At 65.3% G+C, this 18442-nt stretch carries 14 protein-coding genes and 1 tRNA gene; 9 read left to right on the forward strand and 6 right to left on the reverse strand.

The features are described from left to right. The first annotated feature begins 244 nt into the window (after positions 1 to 244). The 5 genes from K8940_RS13940 (at position 245) to K8940_RS13960 (ending at position 5589) form a co-directional block, all read left to right on the forward strand. A complete protein-coding gene (locus K8940_RS13940; RefSeq protein ID WP_223390559.1) occupies positions 245 to 820 on the forward strand; it encodes an RNA polymerase sigma factor in 576 nt (191 codons plus the stop codon). A gap of 1 nt (position 821) precedes the next feature. Continuing rightward, complete coding sequence (locus K8940_RS13945) at positions 822 to 1805, forward strand: FecR family protein (protein WP_223390560.1); 984 nt, start codon at positions 822 to 824, stop codon at positions 1803 to 1805. Between the two features lie 721 nt (positions 1806 to 2526). After that, the gene (locus K8940_RS13950) at positions 2527 to 4011 is read left to right on the forward strand and encodes an amidohydrolase (RefSeq protein ID WP_223390561.1); all 1485 of its coding nucleotides are present in this window, start codon (positions 2527 to 2529) and stop codon (positions 4009 to 4011) included. 99 nt (positions 4012 to 4110) lie between these two features. Beyond that, positions 4111 to 4320, forward strand: a complete 210-nt coding sequence (locus tag K8940_RS13955; protein WP_223390562.1) for a hypothetical protein — start codon at positions 4111 to 4113, stop codon at positions 4318 to 4320. Positions 4321 to 4566: 246 nt separating this feature from the next. Then, positions 4567 to 5589, forward strand: a complete 1023-nt coding sequence (locus K8940_RS13960; RefSeq protein ID WP_223390563.1) for a helix-turn-helix domain-containing protein — start codon at positions 4567 to 4569, stop codon at positions 5587 to 5589. 411 nt (positions 5590 to 6000) lie between these two features. Here the strand turns inward: K8940_RS13960 and K8940_RS13965 are convergent, their stop codons facing one another. Genes K8940_RS13965 through K8940_RS13975 form a run of 3 tightly spaced genes read right to left on the reverse strand, consistent with a single transcriptional unit; the run spans position 6001 to position 8929 of the window. Continuing rightward, complete coding sequence (locus tag K8940_RS13965; protein WP_223390564.1) at positions 6001 to 6678, reverse strand: hypothetical protein; 678 nt, start codon at positions 6676 to 6678, stop codon at positions 6001 to 6003. Between the two features lie 39 nt (positions 6679 to 6717). Beyond that, positions 6718 to 7869 carry a hypothetical protein gene (locus K8940_RS13970; RefSeq protein WP_223390565.1) on the reverse strand — a complete coding sequence of 384 codons (1152 nt, stop codon included), beginning with the start codon at positions 7867 to 7869 and terminating at the stop codon, positions 6718 to 6720. A 22-nt stretch (positions 7870 to 7891) separates the two neighbouring features. Continuing rightward, entirely contained in the window at positions 7892 to 8929 is a 1038-nt protein-coding gene (locus K8940_RS13975; RefSeq protein ID WP_223390566.1) for a DUF4450 domain-containing protein, read from the reverse strand. Positions 8930 to 9264: 335 nt separating this feature from the next. Between K8940_RS13975 and K8940_RS13980 the strand changes: the two genes are divergently transcribed. Further along, positions 9265 to 10587 carry a mannose-1-phosphate guanylyltransferase gene (locus K8940_RS13980; RefSeq protein ID WP_223390567.1) on the forward strand — a complete coding sequence of 441 codons (1323 nt, stop codon included), beginning with the start codon at positions 9265 to 9267 and terminating at the stop codon, positions 10585 to 10587. 87 nt (positions 10588 to 10674) lie between these two features. Here K8940_RS13980 and K8940_RS13985 read toward each other — a convergent pair whose 3' ends face one another. Next, a complete protein-coding gene (locus K8940_RS13985; RefSeq protein WP_223390568.1) occupies positions 10675 to 12171 on the reverse strand; it encodes a phosphomannomutase/phosphoglucomutase in 1497 nt (498 codons plus the stop codon). A gap of 266 nt (positions 12172 to 12437) precedes the next feature. Here K8940_RS13985 and K8940_RS13990 point away from each other — a divergent pair, with 266 nt between their 5' ends. The 3 genes from K8940_RS13990 to K8940_RS14000 all read left to right on the forward strand — a co-directional run bounded on the left by K8940_RS13990 (position 12438) and on the right by K8940_RS14000 (position 15540). Continuing rightward, positions 12438 to 13802: a DUF1800 family protein gene (locus tag K8940_RS13990; protein ID WP_223395862.1), complete on the forward strand. Its 1365-nt coding sequence runs from the start codon at positions 12438 to 12440 to the stop codon at positions 13800 to 13802. Beyond that, complete coding sequence (locus K8940_RS13995; RefSeq protein WP_223390569.1) at positions 13799 to 15073, forward strand: DUF1501 domain-containing protein; 1275 nt, start codon at positions 13799 to 13801, stop codon at positions 15071 to 15073. The genes K8940_RS13990 and K8940_RS13995 overlap by 4 nt, the downstream gene beginning before the upstream one ends. Before the next feature lie 393 nt (positions 15074 to 15466). After that, a tRNA-Cys gene (locus K8940_RS14000) sits at positions 15467 to 15540 on the forward strand. Positions 15541 to 16052: 512 nt separating this feature from the next. Here K8940_RS14000 and K8940_RS14005 read toward each other — a convergent pair. Together K8940_RS14005 and K8940_RS14010 are read right to left on the reverse strand one after the other, a co-directional pair. Then, entirely contained in the window at positions 16053 to 17081 is a 1029-nt protein-coding gene (locus K8940_RS14005) for an acyltransferase family protein (protein WP_223390570.1), read from the reverse strand. 202 nt (positions 17082 to 17283) lie between these two features. Next, positions 17284 to 18435, reverse strand: coding sequence for a glycosyltransferase family 4 protein (locus tag K8940_RS14010; protein ID WP_223390572.1), 1152 nt, complete (start codon positions 18433 to 18435; stop codon positions 17284 to 17286). Positions 18436 to 18442: the final 7 nt, after the last annotated feature.

Consider the following 18442-nt stretch of genomic DNA (forward strand, 5'->3'; position numbering starts at 1 on the left):
GACCTCACCACAACGACTCCCGACCTCCCCCGACGGCTCGGACGCACGCCGTCGAGGGCGCGCACCATGCCTCAATTCGCCGGACGACCTTGCCTGGTCTCTTATCCCGGCCCCTCAAGATCGCGTGTTGCATAGGGTTTAGGCAACAGGCCCGTGGTTGAGTTTGGTCGGCTTCGGCGAGACCGCGCGGCTTGACACGAACGAAAGCGCGACTTCACCTGACGGTCATGTCGGGGCGTGAACAATGATTTGGGGCGGTCGATCGTCCAAGCCGCAGGAGCAGGCGCCCAGCCTCTCCGACAGCGGCGCGCGCTTCACGCCGGCGCTAAGAGCCTTCTTTTCGCGCCGCGCGCCGGCCAGCGACGTCGAGGATCTCGTCCAGGAGGTTCTGCTCCGGATCCAGAAGCGCCAACCCGCGCCCGTCGTGAACAACGTCGAGGGTTATCTGTTCGAGGTCGCCGCCAATGTCCTGATCGATCGCGGCCGTCGCGATCGCACGCGCCGGCGGTCCGATCACTGCGAACTGCAAGAAATTCATCACCCCGTTGATGAAATGTCGCCGGAGCGCGTCCTACAAGGACGAGAGCGGATGGCGCGCGCGATGGCGGCCCTCAACGAGCTGCCGGAACGCACACGACGGGTTTTCATCCTCGTGCGCTTCGAGGAGATGAGCTACAAGCTCGTCGCTCAGCGTTTGGGGGTCTCTGTCAGCGCTGTCGAGAAACATGTGATGAAGGCGCTGCGTCATCTGCACGAGCGTCTGCGGGACCAGGATGACGTCGACCACGTCGGGCAAAGAGAGACACGACGACCCGGCTAGCATGGCCGCGACGTGGTTCGCGCGCCTGCAAGGCGACGACGTGTCCCCGCAGGACCGGCGGGACTTCCAGCAATGGCTGAAGGCGGACACGCGGCACGGAACCGCGTGGGATGACGTGCGCGCCGCCTGGGACGATCTTTCGGGCCTGGAAGACGATCCCGCCCTGGCGGCTCTGCGCGCCGACGCCCTGGGCGCCGGTGAAGGCGCCCCCCGCCGCCTCGATCGCCGGACGCTCGGTCTGGCCGCGGCCGGCCTGGTCGCCGCCGTCGGCGGAACCGTCCTCGGCCGCCGTTGGCTGGACGGCGAAAAGGCCGCCTCTCCCGCCGCCGACGAGCCGGTGTTCACCACCGCCGTGGGCGAGCGCTCGACCTTCCGCCTGGCCGACAACTCTGTCGTCACGCTCAGCACCGACTCCGCCGTGCGGGTCAATCACTGGGGCAAGGAACGCCGCCTGACCCTGCTGCGCGGCCAGGCCTATTTCCAGGTCGCCAAGGATCCGTCGCGTCCGTTCGTGGTCGCCGCCGGCGACAAGCGGGTCACCGCTGTTGGCACCGCCTTCGACGTGCGCCTGGAGCCCGGCAAGCTGTCGGTCACCCTGGTCGAGGGCCGGGTGCGAATCGCCGGCGCCTCGCCCCAGGGCGAACGCCGCGTCGAGATGTCGGCCGGCTCACGCTTCGTGGCCGCCGATCGGGCCGACTGGGCGATCGCGACCGTCGACACCGCCAAGGAAGCCGCCTGGCTGCAGGGCCGCCTGGTCTTCGACGGCGAGCCGCTGTCCAGCGTGGTCGCCGAAATGAACCGCTTCTCCGAGCGCAAGCTGTCCCTGGCCGATCCGGCGCTGGCCGCCACGCCCGTCAGCGGCGTCTTCAAGACCGGCCAGATCGACGCTTTCGTCGCCGCGCTCAGGACCTATGGCTTGGCCGAGGTCGGACGTTCGGACGACAAGCAGGTCGAGCTGGTGAGCCCGGCGCGGGCGAATCTTTAGGACTAGCCGGCCAACGTCGCAGCCCCCAACCTGACCACGCTTAGCGTGGTCGTCCGCCCTACCGGAGGGGGAAAGTACGGGTGCTAAGCGCGCTGAATGATCCGCGTTCGCGAGATCGAGTCCAGCGAAATCAATCGCTTGTCGATTTTAGACGCCGCTGAATGATCCGCGTTGGATCCGGACCCCATACTAGCTGCACCTGATGGCTCGGAAGGGACGTCCGGCCGGCGATCGTGACGGCTGTCAGGGGTGGTCGAGCGGGAAGCGCTCGCCGGGGTCTCCTCGGAGACTCGTCTTCGCGACGGATCCAGCACGGGTTCCCTGAAACATCGGGACGAAAGGCTGGCGGCGAAGACTTCGGCGACCGCGGCAGGTCCGGGCTGAAATCGCCCGGGCGTTCCGGGACCGGGGTCGTCGCCTCGGCCCGCCCGTCTGGGGCCTCTCGTGAGAGCGGGTTAAGACCCCGCGCCTCGTGGGCTCATCGGATAACGGCTACGCGGAGCGTCCTGGCTTCGTCGAAACGGTACTCACTACTCACACTCCGGACGATGTCCGGCGCTCCGCAGTCCCTTTCATTCCCTTCAGCGGCCAGCCGCGTGAAGCGGCGAAGCCGTGCGCCGTCGAAAAATCTTGGCGTCGAGGTGAGGTTCGCGCGGGCTCCTGCGTCGTACAGATAGGCGCTTGTTGCCGCCCAACGTCGCTTTCTCGGGGAAACCGTTCCATGAAGCTCTCAGCTCTGAAGCTCGCCCTCCTGTCCGCCAGCATGGCGACGGGTGTGCTGGCGACCCAGGCCCACGCCGCGCCGCTCAACGACGCCGCCCGCGCCCAGATCCTGAAGGCCGTCGACGCCGACGCCCCGCAGATCCAGGACGCGGCCCTGAAGATCTGGGGCTTCGCCGAGGTCGGCTACCAGGAGACCAAGAGCTCGGCCCTGCTGCAGGGCCAGCTGAAGACCGCCGGCTTCGACGTCAAGGCGGGCGTCGCGGGCGAGCCGACGGCCTTCGTGGCCAGCTTCAAGAACGGCGCGGGCCCGGTCATCGCCGTCCTCGCCGAGTTCGACGCCCTGCCCGGTCTGGCCCAGACGGCCACGCCCGTGAAGACCGGCATCCCCGGCCAGATCGCCGGCCACGGCTGCGGCCACAACCTGTTCGGGGCCGCTTCGGTCGGCGCGGCCGTCGCCATCAAGGACTGGATGGTCAAGAACAACATCAAGGGCGAGCTGCGCGTCTACGGCACGCCCGCCGAGGAAGGCGGCTCGGGCAAGGTCTATTTCGTCCGCGACGGTCTGTTCAACGACGTCGACGCCACCCTGCACTGGCACCCGGCCAACTCGAACTCGGCCGTCCAGGGCGTGTCGATGGCCAATATCAGCGGCAAGTTCCGCTTCCACGGCATCTCGGCCCACGCCTCCGGCGCGCCGGAAAAGGGTCGCTCGGCCCTGGACGGCGTCGAGGTGATGGACGTCGCCACCAACTTCCTGCGCGAGCACATCCCGGACAAGACCCGCATCCACTACGTGGTCACCGCCGGCGGCACGGCCCCGAACGTCGTGCCTGACTTCGCCGAGGTCTACTACTACGTCCGCCACCCCGATCCGGCCGTGGTCAAGGACGTCTGGGCGCGCGTCGAGAACGCCGCCAAGGGCGCGGCCCTGGCCACCGGCACGACGGTCGACACCGAGATCACCGGCGGCGTCTACGCCCTGCTGCCCAACGACACCCTGGGCCGGGTGATGGACGCCAACCTGCGCAAGGTCGGCGGCATCACCTGGACGCCGGAAGAGATCGCCTTCGCCCAGAAGATCCAGACCACCCTGGTCAATCCGCCGTCGGTCGACACGGTCAAGACGGTCGAGCCCTACAAGATCGAGCTGGAAGGCGGCGGCGGCTCGACCGACGTCTCCGACATCAGCTGGGTGACGCCGACCGTCGGCCTGGGCACGGCGACCTTCGTCCCGGGCTCGGCCGGCCACAGCTGGCAGAACGTGGCCGCCGCCGGCTCGTCGATCGGCGTCAAGGGCGCGGTCAACGCCGCCAAGACCCTGGCCCTGACCGGCGCGGACCTCTTCGCCAACCCGGACATCGTCAAGAAGGCCAAGGCCGAGCTCGACCAGCGTCGCGGCCCGAACTTCGCCTACAAGGCCATGCTGGGCGATCGCCCGCCGGCCCTCGACTACCGCAAGCCGGCCTCGGCGGCGCGCGAATAACGATCGCCCCCTCTTCCCCGGCGATCGTCAGCGGCCGGCGCCGTCTCCCCCTTTGGGCGTCGGCCGCACACCTTTCCGTACAGTTCCTGGAGTTCCGGCGTGGTTCAGACCGTCATCGTCAGCCGCGAGCGTTTCGAAGCGCTCAAGAAGGGTCTGCCCGCCGTGACCCGCGAGCACCTGACCGACATCTACGGCATCAGCGAGACGACCTGGACCAAACTGCGCAAGGGCGAGCCGATCAAGCTCAACACGTGGGAGCGGATCCAGGCGCGGCTGGCGCGACGCTTCGGGGCGGCGTCCTTCGTCTAGGCCCGCTTCGACCGGCCGAAGCCGGGCCGTCAAGTCCGGCGGGGACTCGACGGCCACTCCAACGCACGCTGCAAAGCCCCCACTCCCGGCGTACGGTGCGCCCCGCTTCTCGCCCAAGGCGACCGGGGCTGTCATTGTCCAGAAATCCACGTTTTATTGTCTGTCGGTTTCACGCCGCCGGCCAGGCCGCCCTGACGGCCGCCCGGCGCCGGTCGTCGACTTTTGATAGGGCTTTCAGGGATTTCCGTGTCCGACCCCGCTTTGCGCAAAGACGTCTGGCCGCTGGACGCCAAGACCCAGCCGGACGCCTTCGAGCAGTATCGCAAGGGCTGCGCGCACCTCTTCGACATCACGCTGCTGTCGCCCGAGGAGACGTTCTTCAACCGTCTCGAAGGCTATCACCTGGGCCCCGTGGTGCTCGCCCATTGCCAGGGCGTGCCGCAGCGGTTCGAGCGCAAGCTCTCCCACATCATGCTCGACGCCGCCGAGTCGGTGATGGCCGTCCTCGAGCTGGAAGGCGGTGACTGGCGCGGCGACTACGACGGTCGGGAGGCCGGCGGCCACATGGGCCAGATCCGGATCATCGACATGACCCGCCCCTTCGACATGTCGACCGGCGCCTACGCCTCGCTCTACGTCATCACCTCGCGCGCTCAGCTGGAAGGCTGCGGCGACCTCGACTTCCATGGCCTGATGGTGACGGAGGACAGCGTCAGCGGCCGCCTCCTGGGATCGCATCTGCGCGCGCTCGCCGAGGTGGTCGACCGCATGACCGTGCGCGAGGCCGGGGCCGCCGCCGCGGCGATCCTCGCCCTGCTCGGCGGCGCGATCATGGCCCACGCCAAGCCCGCCTCGGGCGGTCCCCGGCCAATCGAGAAGATGCTGCTAGCCTCGGGACGTCAGTTCATCGAGCAGCGCCTGGACGACGTCGAGCTCTCGCCGGAGTCCGTCCGCCGTCACCTGGGGGTGTCGCGCAGCCTGCTCTACAAGGTATTCGAACCCCTGGGCGGGGTCAGCGCGTTCATCCAGGGCCGCCGGCTCGACCAGGCCTTCGACTCGATCCTCCAGGACCGCGCCGAGCGGCACACCTTGGGCGAGGTCGCCTATCGTCACGGCTTCCGTTCGGACGCCCACTTCAGCCGGGCGTTTCGCGGTCGGTTCGGCGTCACGCCGGGACGCCTGCGTCGCCTGGGCGAGGCCGCGCGCCGGGAAGGCCTGTCCGCGCTGGAACGACCCGACGATGTCTGGGCCTGGCTGCGCGGCCTGTGAGGCCGCCTCCTTCGGATCGTGCAAAGCGGTTGCAAGCTTGACCATATCCGCCCAGCCGGCGCCCAGTTCACCGCCACCGGCGGTCCTCGGTTCACGCATAGGGCGAGCGGCATTGCCTCGGGCCGCCATCACGGCATACGATGCCCGCCCTCTCGTCACCCCACCGACGAGCACCTAGCCGGCGGCGTTCAGTGAGTGCTGCCGGCCTTCTCCTTCCCTCTCCTCGCAGCCCCTTGGCGAAGGCGACTAGACGCCGACGAGATGCGGGAACTGACGCCTTGCGCCTATCGAGGTAAGCGTAAGGCGGCTCGAGCGTGAAAGAGCAGGGCGTGGCTTGACGGGGCGCGAGAGCGACAAACTAGGGCCTACCACCCAGACTTCGAAGGCCAAGCTCCCTGAAATCTGCCCGTTCTAGAACGTCGCGATCAGGCCGAAGTAGTAGAGACGGCCCATGTAATAGGTGTCGTACACATAGGGCGTGCCGTTACCGATGCTTCGGTACGCCTCCGGCGTGAAACGTGAGACGCTGTCGTCCAGCAGGTTTTTGCCTTCGACGAAGAGCTGCATCGACTTTGTCAGCTTGTAGGAAGCGCGCGCGTCCAGCGACTTGGAGCCACTTTTGAAGATCGGCGTGACAATCTTGTAGTAAGAGGTCGTCGATCCGCCGCCCGCAGCCGGAATGCGGTTGATGCTCGCCGAGGCGTCCGTGCGGTCATAATAGAAGTCGCGGCGCTGATACGCGACACGGGCGTTCAAGCGGCCGTCGTCGTACCAGAGGTTGACGTTGTAGACATAGTTCGACTGCTTGGCTGGCGGCAGCGCCTTGCCAGAGAACAGGTCGATCGGAGTGTTGGTCTCGTTCGACTCTGTCTTAGAGTAGTTGAAGCCCGCGCCGGTGTGCTTCAGACGCCAAGGCAGGAAGGTGAAGGCTGTCCGACCCGCGATCTCGAAGCCCTTCTGCTTCAGGCCACTGGGACCATCCTTGTAGGTGTTAGCGGTGTAAGTGTCGCCGCTGATCTCGTAGTTGGTCACGGTGTCGGTGCCTGGATATCCCGACTTCACGTCGATGGCGTACAGGCCCAGGCTCAACTGGGTATCGCGGTTCGGATACCATTCGGCCGACAGGTTCTAGGTCGTGGCCGCATAGCCCTTCAGCTCCGGATTGCCTATACGGCTGTTGCAACTGTTCACCGCGTCGCCGCGGATCGTGCCGGCCGCATCGTCGTCGTCGGTGGCGGGGTCGTTGAACTGGCCCGGATACTGGCTGATCAGCCTCTCCAACGCCGCGCGCGTCGTAGCGTCCATCTTGCTGCAAGTCACCGCCGAGCTGCCGGTCAGTTGCAGCATATTGGGACGCGCGCGCTGTTTGGCGATCGAATAGCGGACCACGAACTGGTCCTCGAGCGGCCACAGAGCCAGGTTGAAGCTGGGTAGGAAGTCGTTCGACGTCCGCTTGATGTCCGTCATCTTGCGCTCGACGAACGTGCTGGAGACCACCTTGTTGGGATCGACGATCTCACCGGCGTTGAGAGCCGCCAGCGTGGCCGGATCGATGGTCAGGTTATTGACGATGATCGACGGCTGGCCCGCCACGTCCACCTTCTGATAGCGGACGCCGAAATTACCCATGACCGGCATCCAGCCCAGCCGCGTCTCGAAATTGACCATAGCGTAGGCCGAGGTGGTCTTCTCATTGGTGGAATACGACGGGCGCTCATAGGTTTTGCCATCCGAAGCCTGGCAGCGGTACAGGCAGTCGATGTTGTGACGGCCGAGGTCGGTGTTTTCGTCGAGTTGGGCGAAGAACAACCGGTAGTCGAAGGCCGACCAGGTATCGAGCAACGTGCCCCGGTCGGGCATGCCGCCGAAGAACCGACCGCCTGGAATGTCCTGGAGGTTGTTGCCGATCAGGGCCTGGTACTGATCCTGGGTCAGAGTATGGATGCGATAGAGTTGGTCCTGCGCTGTGGTGGTGGGACGGCTCACCGATCCGAACTGGCACGGCGCGGCGGCCGGCGCCGCAGACGGGATGCAGTACTGGACTAGATCCAGAGCGCGCGCCCGATAAAGCGTCACGCCGGGCGCGATGTCGAAGCCAGCCTCGCGCCAGGTCGTGTTGTCATGGTCGCGGCGCTGCAGGCCGAACTTGACGCTCGTGAGCGGGCCGAAGTGGTCAAACTCGCGCGTGACATCGATCTGATAGTTCGCCTCCGTGCTCTTGTCGGCATAGGGCGTGTATTCCAGCTGCAACGTCGCGCTTAGACCGTTGGCCGCCAGCACAGGGTGTACGACGCCGGGCTGTTCAGATCGACCGAGGACGGCGTGAGGATCGTCCAGAGGCCGTTCTCGGGCACCATCTTGAAAGTCGCCGAGCCTCCTCGAACCGGGCCGCCAAAGCATCTCGGGCGAAGGCTGGCGGGCGGATTATCGGCGCAACCGGACCGCCCGCCCGCCCGGCGCTCACCGCCGTATAGTCGGCGAGGTCGCCCGCGGCATTGGGATCGACCCGCTGCAGCGACACGATCAGCGGCGCGTTCGACTCGAGCATCGCCCGGCCGATGGCGACGCCGCCCTGATCGGACGCGGCGCTGGCCGGCAGACGGCCAATGTCATCCCATTTCGCCGCGTCGCCTTTGGCGAACCGCGCCGGCGCGCTCGAGGCGCCGACGATCACCGCCTGCGGCGCGCTCACCTGGAAGCCTTCCGTGTCCGCGAGAACCCGATTTGTTTCCGCGAATGCGGATCTGAACTGGAACCACTCCGAGATCGGAATCTTCTCGGTCCCGATGTCGCCGTCACGCACACCGCGCTGGCCAGTGATTCCGCCGAACGCCCAAATCAATTCCAGCCCAGGCGGCAGCTCGGAGCCCTCGATGCGCAGCGTCAGACCTTCCGTGACCGCATAGGCCAACGCCTCGATGCGCAACACGCCCTTCCCCAGCAACGGATCACGGATTTCGTGGATAAGTTCGCCGGGCCGGTAGCGCGTAACGATCCACTGTGCTGCATGCAACCATAGGGCGCCAGACGGACCGGCAACGCCCAGCCGCAGATTGCCACCGCGCCCCGGCAGGTAGAGAACGAACTCAGGCCTGTCGCCGCCGTCCACGCGAAACGCGGTGTCGCCGCCATATAGGGGCCGGTTGAAGGTCTCCGCCCCGTTCTCGATGACGAAATCGCCGCCCTCGGGACGGTAGCGGATGGGACGTTCGATGCTGCCGGCCAGATTTGGCGTCGGCCCACCGAGCGAAGACGGCGCGGTCTGAGCGAAGCCCCCGGTCGCGAAGAAGCTTGCGCACAAAGCAAGAAGCAGACCAGCGCCGCGGTGCGTTGGCGTCATGGACATCCGCCTCCCGGATCAGGTCGAGCGCCGGTGATCAGCTCGAAATTTCACATTGTGATACTATGCACCACATGTTGCGCGACAGATTTCGCGACCGCAACAGCCTTCTTCATTTTGGACGGGCCTCGACGAGCGGAAGTGCGCTGCGCTGTCTCGAGTTGGCGGGTCGCGCCTTATCGCGAAATGGACGCGTTGGGTATCGGTCGGATACCTCACTGCACCCCAGCGCGCCAGCCGCATGAAAACTCTTCGTTCCTTGACGCTTTACCTTTAAACCCCCTTCGCAATAGCCCCCTATTAAGGGCTAAAACTAAAATGTGGTGGGGTTACTCTTGGCCGCGATCTATCCGGTTATCCTCTGTGGCGGCTCGGGCACGCGGCTTTGGCCAGCGTCCCGGAGCGACCAGCCCAAGCAGTTCTTGAAGCTGGTCGGCGAGCGCTCCTCGTTCCAGGAGACGGTGCTGCGGGTGAAGAACATCCCCGGCGTCGCCGAGATCGTCATCGTCACCGGCGAATCCATGGTCGACTACGTGGCCCAGCAGACGGCCGAGATCGACACCTGGGTGACCATCCTGGTCGAGCCCGAGGCGCGCGACAGCGCTCCGGCCGTGGCCGCCGCCGCCGCCTATGTCGAGCGCCAGGACCCGGACGGCGTCGTGCTGATGCTGGCCGCCGACCACTACATCGCCCAGCCCGAGATCTTCGGCGAGGCGGCCGTCACCGCGGCCAAGGCCGCCGAGAGCGACCTGATCGTCACCTTCGGCGTGCAGCCCACCGTGCCGGCCACCGGCTTCGGCTACATCCGTCCGGGTGAGGCGCTGCTGGACGGCTCGGTGCGATCGGTCGCCGCCTTCGTCGAGAAGCCCGACCAGGCGACGGCGGAGCGCTATCTGCTGGAAGGCTATCTCTGGAACAGCGGCAACTTCGCGTTCAAGGCCGCCACCCTGCTGGGCGAGTTCGAGGCGTTCGAGCCGACGGTCGCCGCCGCCGCCAAGGCCACGGTCGCTCTCCTGGAGCTGGAGGCCGGCATCGGCCGCCTGGATCGCGAGACCTTCGCCCAGGCCAAGAAGATCTCGCTGGACTACGCGGTGATGGAGCGCACCCAGAAGGCGGCGGTCGTTCCCGCCGCCTTCGCCTGGTCGGACCTGGGCGCCTGGGACGCCATCTGGGAGGCCTCGACCCGCGACGCCGAGGGCAACGCCCAGGACGGCGACGTCGACCTGCAGGGCGCGTCCAACGTCCTCGTCCGCACGACCGGTCCCTATGTCGGGGTGATCGGGGTCAGCGACATCGTCGTGGTGGCCGAGCCGGACGCCGTCCTGGTCTGCCACCGCAAGGACAGCCAGGCGGTGAAGACCCTGGTCGACGGCCTCAAGGCCAGGGGCCGTTCGATCGCTTCCCGCAAGAGCGCCCAGCCGAACGGGATCGAGACCCTGGTCTCGACCGACGGCTTCGACGTCGAGCTGCGCCGCGCGCCGGCCGGCGAGACCGTCGTCCTGCCGGTCTCGACCGTGCAGCTTCTGGAAGGCGTGCTGGAGATCGACGGCGACGTCTACGCCGCCGGCGCCATCATTCCGCTGGAAGCCGAGGCGCGGGCCCGCGCCATCGGCGCCGCCACGCTGCTGGTCACGAAAATACTATCGCCGGACCTTTAGGAACGCTACCGCGCCCCGTTCAGCTACGCTTGCTAAAGGGCCGGGATCATTCCCCGGCCCTTTGCTTTATGTAGGCCGCGAGCCGGCTCAAATTTCCTGGTTGTACTTGCCGACGCGGTCGCCCAGCCGCGGCTTCACTTCCTGGCGGAAGAGGGCGCGCATGTCGTCCTCTGACTGGGTGCTCTCGACCACGACCACCACCTCGGGCTTGTTCGACGAGGCGCGGACCAGCACCCACGAGCCGTCTTCCAGGTGGACGCGAACGCCGTTGACGGTGATCACCTCGGTGATCTTGCGGCCCAGGATCGATCCGCCGGCGGCGAACAGGTCCTGGTATTCCTTCACCACCTCGTCGACGACGCCGTACTTCACCTCGTCGCCGCACTTGGGGCTCATGGTCAGCGAGGTGAAGGCCACCGGCAGGGCCTTGCGCATGTCCGACAGCTTCACGCCCGGATTGCGGTCCAGCATGGCCAGGATGGCCGCCGCCGCCGTCAGGCCGCAGTCGTAGCCGTACCCCAGCTCGCCGTTCATGAAGAAGTGGCCGCTCTTCTCGAAGCCGGCCAGGGCGCCCAGCTCGGCGCTCTTGCGCTTGATGTAGCTGTGGCCGGTCTTCCAGTAGATCACCTTGCAGCCATGCTCTCGCAGGATCGGGTCGGTGGCGAAGAGGCCGGTCGACTTAACGTCGACGACGAAGGTCGCGCCCGGATGCAGCGGAGCCAGGTCGCGGGCCAGCATCAGGCCGATCTTGTCGGCGAAGACCTCCTCGCCCTCATCGTCGACCACGCCGCAGCGGTCGCCGTCGCCGTCGAAGCCGAAAGCCAGGTCCGCCCTGGTCTCACGGACGGCGTGGGCCATCGCGTGCAGCATCTCGGCGTCTTCCGGGTTCGGATTGTATTTGGGGAAGGTGTAGTCGAGGTCGGTGTCCATCGGGACGAGGTCGGCGACGCCCATCTTCTGCAGGGCTTCGACCACGAAGGCCCCGGCCGTGCCGTTGCCGCAGGCGGCGACCACCTTCAGCGGACGGGTGATGCTGGCGCGCTTGGCGACGTCGTCGATATAGCGCTGGGCCTCGCCCTCGACGCGGATCAGCTTGCCGCCGTCGCGCTCGACGAACTGGGCGCCCAGCACGATGGCCTTCAGCCGGCTCATCTCGTCGGGGCCGAAGGTCAGCGGCTTCTGGGCGCCCATCTTCACGCCGGTCCAGCCGTTCTCGTTATGGCTGGCGGTGACCATGGCCACACACGGGATGTCGAGGTCGAACTGGGCGAAATAGGCGGTCGGCGACAGGGCCAGGCCGATGTCGTGCACCTCGCAGCCGGCGCTGATCAGGCCCAGGATCAGGGCGTTCTTGATCGACGACGAGTATGAGCGGAAGTCGTGGCCGACCACGATCCTCGACTGGCCCAGCTCGTGGATGTAGGTCCCCAGGCCCAGACCCAGGGCCTGGACGCCCAAGAGGTTGATCTCCGGCCCGAACAGCCAGCGCGCGTCGTACTCGCGAAAGCCGGTCGCCTTGACCAGCGGTTCGTTCTCATAGGCGGCGGTATTGGGAACAAGATCGGCGCGCGGCGCGGAGAACATCGAAAGCTCGCTTCAGTTATTGTCAGGAGGCTTTAGCCGCCCACAAGTCAGGCGGCTAGCGCGTTCACATGACAAAATTCGGTAATCTCAGATGTGACCTAAAGCACGGCAAGAGCAGAAGCCCTCTTTGCGCTGATGGCGCATGAAGGGATGGCCAGTGGTGGCACTGAGGCCGTCCGACGGAATGGCAAGTGACCGGCGTTTGAAAGAGAGAATACGCCTAGTCGCGCAAGGGAGAGCCCCGCTTGAGCTTACCGTCCAAGGACATGATGGCCGCGATCGCCGTTACGCGTTTCGGCCTGGGCGCGCGCCCCGGCGAGATCGACGCCGCCAAGGCCGATCCGCGAGGCTTCCTCACCGACCAGATCCGCCGCGACGGCGCCGACAAGCCCCAGGACGACGGCGAGGACGCCGCCACACGCTTCGCCTGGATGCGCGACTATCAGGAACAGCGAAAAATTGAGCGCCAGCGCAAGGACGGCGACGCCGCCGGCCAGAAAAGCCAAGCCGCCATGGACGCGCAGCGACAGCTGCGCGACAAGATCGACGGCGACTTCCTGGCCCGCGCGCGGCTGGGCGCCAACACGCCGGCCGCCTTCCGCGAGCGATGGGCGTTGTTCTGGGCCAATCACTTCACCGTCTCGTCGACCAAGCAGATCACCTTTGCGATGATCGGGCCGTTTGAGCGCGAGGCGATCCGCCCCAACGTCTTCAACAGCTTCGAGAACCTTCTGGTCGCCTCCTCGACCCATCCGGCCATGCTGACCTATCTAGACCAGGCCTCTTCGATCGGGCCCAACAGCCGCGCGGCCGGGCGGCGGGGCGGCAAGGGCCTGAACGAGAACCTGGCCCGCGAGATCCTGGAGCTGCACACGGTCGGGGTCGACGCCGGCTACAGGCAGGCCGACGTCACCGAATTCGCTCGCGCCCTCACCGGCTTCTCGGTCGGTCGCGACAACGAGGATCGCGCCGGCCAGTTCGTGTTCCGCGACAACGCCCACGAGCCCGGCGCCCGGACGATCATGGGTCGCCGTTACGCCGAGGCCGATATCAAGCAGGGCTGGGCGGTGCTGAAGGACCTGGCCGCCGATCCGCGCACCGCCCACCACGTTTGCAGCAAAATCGCCCGCCACTTCGTCTCGGACACGCCCCCACAGACCCTGACCGCGCGGCTGGAGAAGCGTTGGATGGACACCGGCGGCGACCTCGCCGAAGTGGCCAAGGCTCTGGTCGAGAGTCCGGAGGCCTGGGATCCGACGCCAGCTAAGTTCAAGACGCCCTACGAGTTCACGCTGTCGACCTGGCGGCTGATCGGGGCCCAACCATCCGCCTATGACCGCATCGCTCCGATCCTCACCGGCCTGGGCCAGAAGCCCTTCTCGCCCCCCTCCCCCAAGGGCTGGGCCGAGGACGCCCAGACCTGGGCTTCGCCCGACGGCCTGATCAAGCGCATGCAGTGGGCCCAGGGCATGGCCGCCGCTGTCGCCGACCGCACCGATCCCAACGCCCTGGCCGTCTCGGCCCTGGGCGAGCGGCTGACGCCCGCCGTCGCCAAGGCCGTGTCGCGGGCCGAGACCCGCCGTGAGGCCTTCGCCCTCCTCGTGATGAGCCCGGAGTTCCAACGCCGATGACCGCTCAAATGAACCGCCGCTCCCTGCTGGGCCTGGGCGCCAGCCTGGGTATTTCTGTCAGCTTCCTGGGCTCGCAGGCCTTCGCCGCGTCCGAGGGCGACCTGGCCAAGAAGAAGCTGGTCGTCGTCATCTGCCGGGGCGGCATGGATGGCCTGTCGGTTTCGCCGCCGGTCGGCGACCCCGACTACGCCGCCCTGCGCGGCTCGATCGCCATGAAGCCCGAGCAGGTGTTGAAACTGGACGACACCTTCGGTCTGCATCCCGAGCTGAAGGCCGTCCACGCCCTGGCCCTGAAGGGCGAGGCGCGCATCGCTCCGGCCATCGCCAGCCCCGACCGCGCCCGTTCCCACTTCGAGGCCCAGGACGTGTTGGAGACCGGCGCCTCGGGCGTTTACGGCGCCGACACCGGCTGGCTGAACCGGACGCTGGAGGCCCTGGCGCCGATCCGCAAGGTCGAAGGTCTTTCCGTGGGCGCCACCGCCCCACTGATCCTGCGCGGCAAGGTGCAGGCGGCCAGCTGGTCGCCCGGCAAGGGCGTCGACGAGACCGCGCGCCTGCCGACCCTGCTGCAGGATCTCTACAGGAGCGACCCGCTGCTAGGTCCGGCCTTCGCCCGCGGCCTGGAGACCGAGACCATGGCCCAGCAGGCCATGACCGCCATGGCCGCGACGCCGGCGATGAACGAGATGGCCGCCTCGACGCCGGCCATGGCCCAGCCGGCCGGCATGTCTTCGACAATGGCGAACGATCGCCAGAACCGCGCCGGCAGCGAGGCCGCCCGCAAGCTGGGCTCGACCCTGGGCGGCTTCATGATCCAGGCCGGCGGCCCGCAGATCGCCGCCATCTCGCTGGACGGCTTCGACACCCACGCGGGACAGCCTGGCCAGATCGCCACGCGCCTGTCCTACATGGATGCGGTGCTGGACGGCCTGCACACCGGGCTGGGCGCGGAGTGGAAGAATACCGTGGTGATCGCCGTGACCGAGTTTGGCCGCACCGCCCGCGTCAACGGCACTGGCGGCACCGACCACGGCACGGCCTCCACCGGCCTCATCCTGGGCGGGGCGCTCAAGCGCGGCGGCATCGTCGGCGACTGGCCGACCCTGAAGGAAACGGCCCTGTTCGAGAACCGCGACACCGCCCCCACCGTCGACATGCGCGGCCTGTTCAAGGGCGTGCTGGCCGATCACATGGCCGTCGACCGCGCCCTCCTGGAGAGCAAGGTGTTCCCTGACAGCGCCGGGGCGAAGCCGGTGACGAGACTCGTTTAGCGGCGCCCGCGAAAGACCTAACGACTTAGAACGCGAGGTGAGGCGTGACTTATTTCGCGAGGTTGATCCGCGCTGATCAACCTCGGGGGTACGGGGATCGCCTCATCGGGCATTCCCTCCAGAACCGCCACGGCACCGTGCACGATACACCTGGAGGACTAACCGATATTCGTCGCTTGCTCAGGAGGTCTCTCGTGAGCGCAAAATGCGCTGCTCAGCCTGCACTCACCGCTGAGCAGGATCGAGACGGTCTACTCGTCCGGCCTAGCCCACGGCGCCCAGCCATTGCGTCGGAGAAGCGCGATCGAATAGCGATTTTGACGGTTGCGACCCCGAGGCGGCTCCTGTATCGAACGCCCTCCCCCGCCGACGTAACTGCGTCGACACCCGGATGGCCCGGTGGCGGAGTGGTGACGCAGCGGACTGCAAATCCGTGCACGCCGGTTCGATTCCGGCCCGGGCCTCCATTATTTCCCAGGCACCTAGTTCTTTTGGCGATCGGTCAGTTTGCAGGTCGGTTCGGAGAATTCGTTCTCGTTCAGCCCCGCTCCATGCGTTAACTGATCCGCTTGGCTGTCCCTTCGACGATCGGGAACGGTCCGCATAGGTATCCAGCGAGGCCAGATCGCGCAGCGAATGGCCCGTGCACATGGCAACCTCTTTCCTCGTCCAGCACCCCCGAAAATCGCCGCGCGACGAAAGCGCCCCATGGGTCGTGGAAGGTGCCTGCCACTTTTCGTACTCGAAAGGAGCTCCGTATTAGCGCAGCATCAGGAAACCCGCCTCGACGACAGGGCGTCCCTCACCGTAGGTGATACCCCGATTTCACGGATCGGTCGCAAGCAATCAAGTTATCGAAGCATTAGCGTTCTGTGATCTGGCAAGAGCCTCAATGGCCAAGTTGGGATTGCGGCCACTGCCGGAAATGTCCCGATCGCCGCGCTCCCGCCTGCAATCGCTGACGTGACCCCCAGCTGCATCAACGCCTATCGAGCGCGCCAAGCAACCTATCTCTCATTGGAATGTCGAAGTACCGGTCGATGGCCCAGCAAGCTGGCAGCAAAAGGAAGGCAAAGAGTGGTGCCGTCAGTAGGCCCGAGACGCCGAGGACTTTGGTTGCGCCCTCGACGAACCCAAGAAGCGGATAGTGAACGATATAGACCGCATATGACACCAGTCCGAGCCAAAGCGCCGCCGATGCGGATCTCTTAAGTTCTGCATTCGCGGCTAGCACGACCAGGGCTGGGAACCAGATAAAGACGAATACTAGATCGGCGTAAGCTCGGTAGTTGTTCGGCACCGGAATGATCATGGGGGCGAAAAGCCCAGCCGCAAGGAGCGGAACGGGCAGCGACATGGACGTGAGCCGGTGCCGTGCACGAAATATAATCTGTCCAAAACCGTAGCAGAAGACCGCGCGAAAGAACCCATCCGCGAGATCACTAATGTGAGCGCCGGCTCCCGAGTGACCCTTCATAATGATGAGGATGGCCGTCACAGCTCCCGCGCCCGCTACCACCCATTTGCTGAGCCACGAGACCTTCGATAGCAGCAAGCCTGCAAATGCAATGTTGGCGATCAACTCGAAGAACAGCGACCAGGCCGGAACATTTAGCGGAAACAAATTTCCGTCCGGATCTATGGGGGCCGGCAGAAGAAACAGGTTCAAGAGCGTAGCCACGCCTAGATCGCCGATCGCGAGCGGGTGACCCATCTCGAGCGTCAGGGCGGCCAAGTTCCTTAAAACCCCAAATGCCAAACCCAGCGCGTAGAGGGGATATAGCCGAGCGAACCGTATGACCGCGAAGCGACCGAGTCCAATCGAGTGGATTTTGCCATCGTAGGCGAAGGCCAAAACGAACCCGCTGAGCAGGAAAAAGAAGTCTACGGCGAGATATCCGCCGGGAACTAGCTGCCTTCCCATGATGTCGTCGGCATGAAACAAGACGACGAGAAACGCGGCAAGGCCACGTCCTCCATCGAGAGCCGCAAACTTCCGATTACTCACAGTCGTCCCCTGTCAGTCGAATTTTTCGATACGGCAATAATAATTTTGTAGCAGGGACTAGCAGCACAGCCCCCGCTTCACTGGGGCAAAGTACCCTTCCAGTGAGGACCGCCGCCTAGGTCCAGTTGGTGGACGTCGCGAAGTTCTGGGCGACGCGGTGAGAAGACCTTCAGCTGTAGTTGCGTCGCCTCAACGCCGCACACTATGCAACCGACGACTTTAGCAAATTGCTGTAAATCGTTTCCAACTCGCTCGCCATATTTGCTGACGACCACCGACTTAGGTCGCGCATCGCTGCACGGCGAGCAAAACTGGCCCGCAAATCCTCATCCGAGAGAAGCGTGACCAGCGGAGAAATCATGGCGGCAACATTCGCGACGGGTACGAGGTAGCCGCTCTCACCATCGCCCACGACGGCGTCGACCCCGGGAAGGTCCGTGCTGACCACTGGCCGCCCTCCCAAAACATACTGAATGATTGCCCGCGGAAGCCCTTCGCGCTCGGACGCCAGAACACAAACATCGGCGCGCGCGATCCAGCGTTCCACATCCGCTCGAAAGCCGACCAGAAAAGCACTCTTGTTCAGACCCAGAGCATCAATGCGTTGCTGCAGGCGCGAACGGTCATGCCCCTCGCCAAGAACGATAAGACATGTCTCCGGGCTCGTGCGCCGAACCTCCGCCAACACGTCCAGAAACTCAAAAATACGCTTTCGCGGCTCTAGCGCCGCCACCATGCATATGATCTTACTCCCGGCAAGGGATGTACCAAGCGTCCGAAGCGCCTCGTCATCATCGATTGGGGCCGCCTCCCGGAACTTGGCGACATCCATTCCGCTGGGCACCACATGGTGCTTGCGCGCTGCTCCCACGCGATAACGAAGCCCTTCCTTCATCATCCCATCGCTGACATTTATGTAAGCATGAGTGATGGGCGCCAAAAGACGCTCAAGAAACAGGTAAAGCGAACGTTCGGACCACTTTACGTTCAGGAACGGAAGTATATGAACCCCATGGACGACCCTGCCACCTCCAAAGAGTGCAGCGACCCGACCAAGTATCCCAGCTTTACTGGTATGGGTGTGAACGATGTCAGGCCGCTCTCGGAATAAAATTCTAATGAGTGATATAATTGATCTAGCATCCCTTACTAGATCAATGTTCCTTATCATAGTTTTTACTTGATGTCGCCTCACTCGAATATCAAGCAAGGACAAAATGCCGTGATCCACCTCATCGCCGTAGATGAGCACGACGTCATGCCCGTTCTCCGCCTGAGCATTGCAGGACAAAAGCGTGTTTTCATCCGCTCCGCCTCTAATCATGCGCGTGATGACGTGAATAATCTTCGCCATGTTACTA

Source organism: Caulobacter segnis (genome assembly GCF_019931575.1).
Classification (GTDB): domain Bacteria; phylum Pseudomonadota; class Alphaproteobacteria; order Caulobacterales; family Caulobacteraceae; genus Caulobacter; species Caulobacter segnis_C.

Coding starts and splice junctions, on each gene's coding strand:
- K8940_RS13975 (WP_223390566.1), bottom strand. CDS start 8,929: ATGACGCCAACGCACCGCGGCGCTGGTCTGCTTCTTGCTTTGTGCGCA.
- K8940_RS13985 (WP_223390568.1), bottom strand. CDS start 12,171: ATGTTCTCCGCGCCGCGCGCCGATCTTGTTCCCAATACCGCCGCCTAT.
- K8940_RS13995 (WP_223390569.1), top strand. CDS start 13,799: ATGACCGCTCAAATGAACCGCCGCTCCCTGCTGGGCCTGGGCGCCAGC.
- K8940_RS14010 (WP_223390572.1), bottom strand. CDS start 18,435: ATGGCGAAGATTATTCACGTCATCACGCGCATGATTAGAGGCGGAGCG.
- K8940_RS13950 (WP_223390561.1), top strand. CDS start 2,527: ATGAAGCTCTCAGCTCTGAAGCTCGCCCTCCTGTCCGCCAGCATGGCG.
- K8940_RS13940 (WP_223390559.1), top strand. CDS start 245: ATGATTTGGGGCGGTCGATCGTCCAAGCCGCAGGAGCAGGCGCCCAGC.
- K8940_RS13945 (WP_223390560.1), top strand. CDS start 822: ATGGCCGCGACGTGGTTCGCGCGCCTGCAAGGCGACGACGTGTCCCCG.
- K8940_RS13990 (WP_223395862.1), top strand. CDS start 12,438: ATGATGGCCGCGATCGCCGTTACGCGTTTCGGCCTGGGCGCGCGCCCC.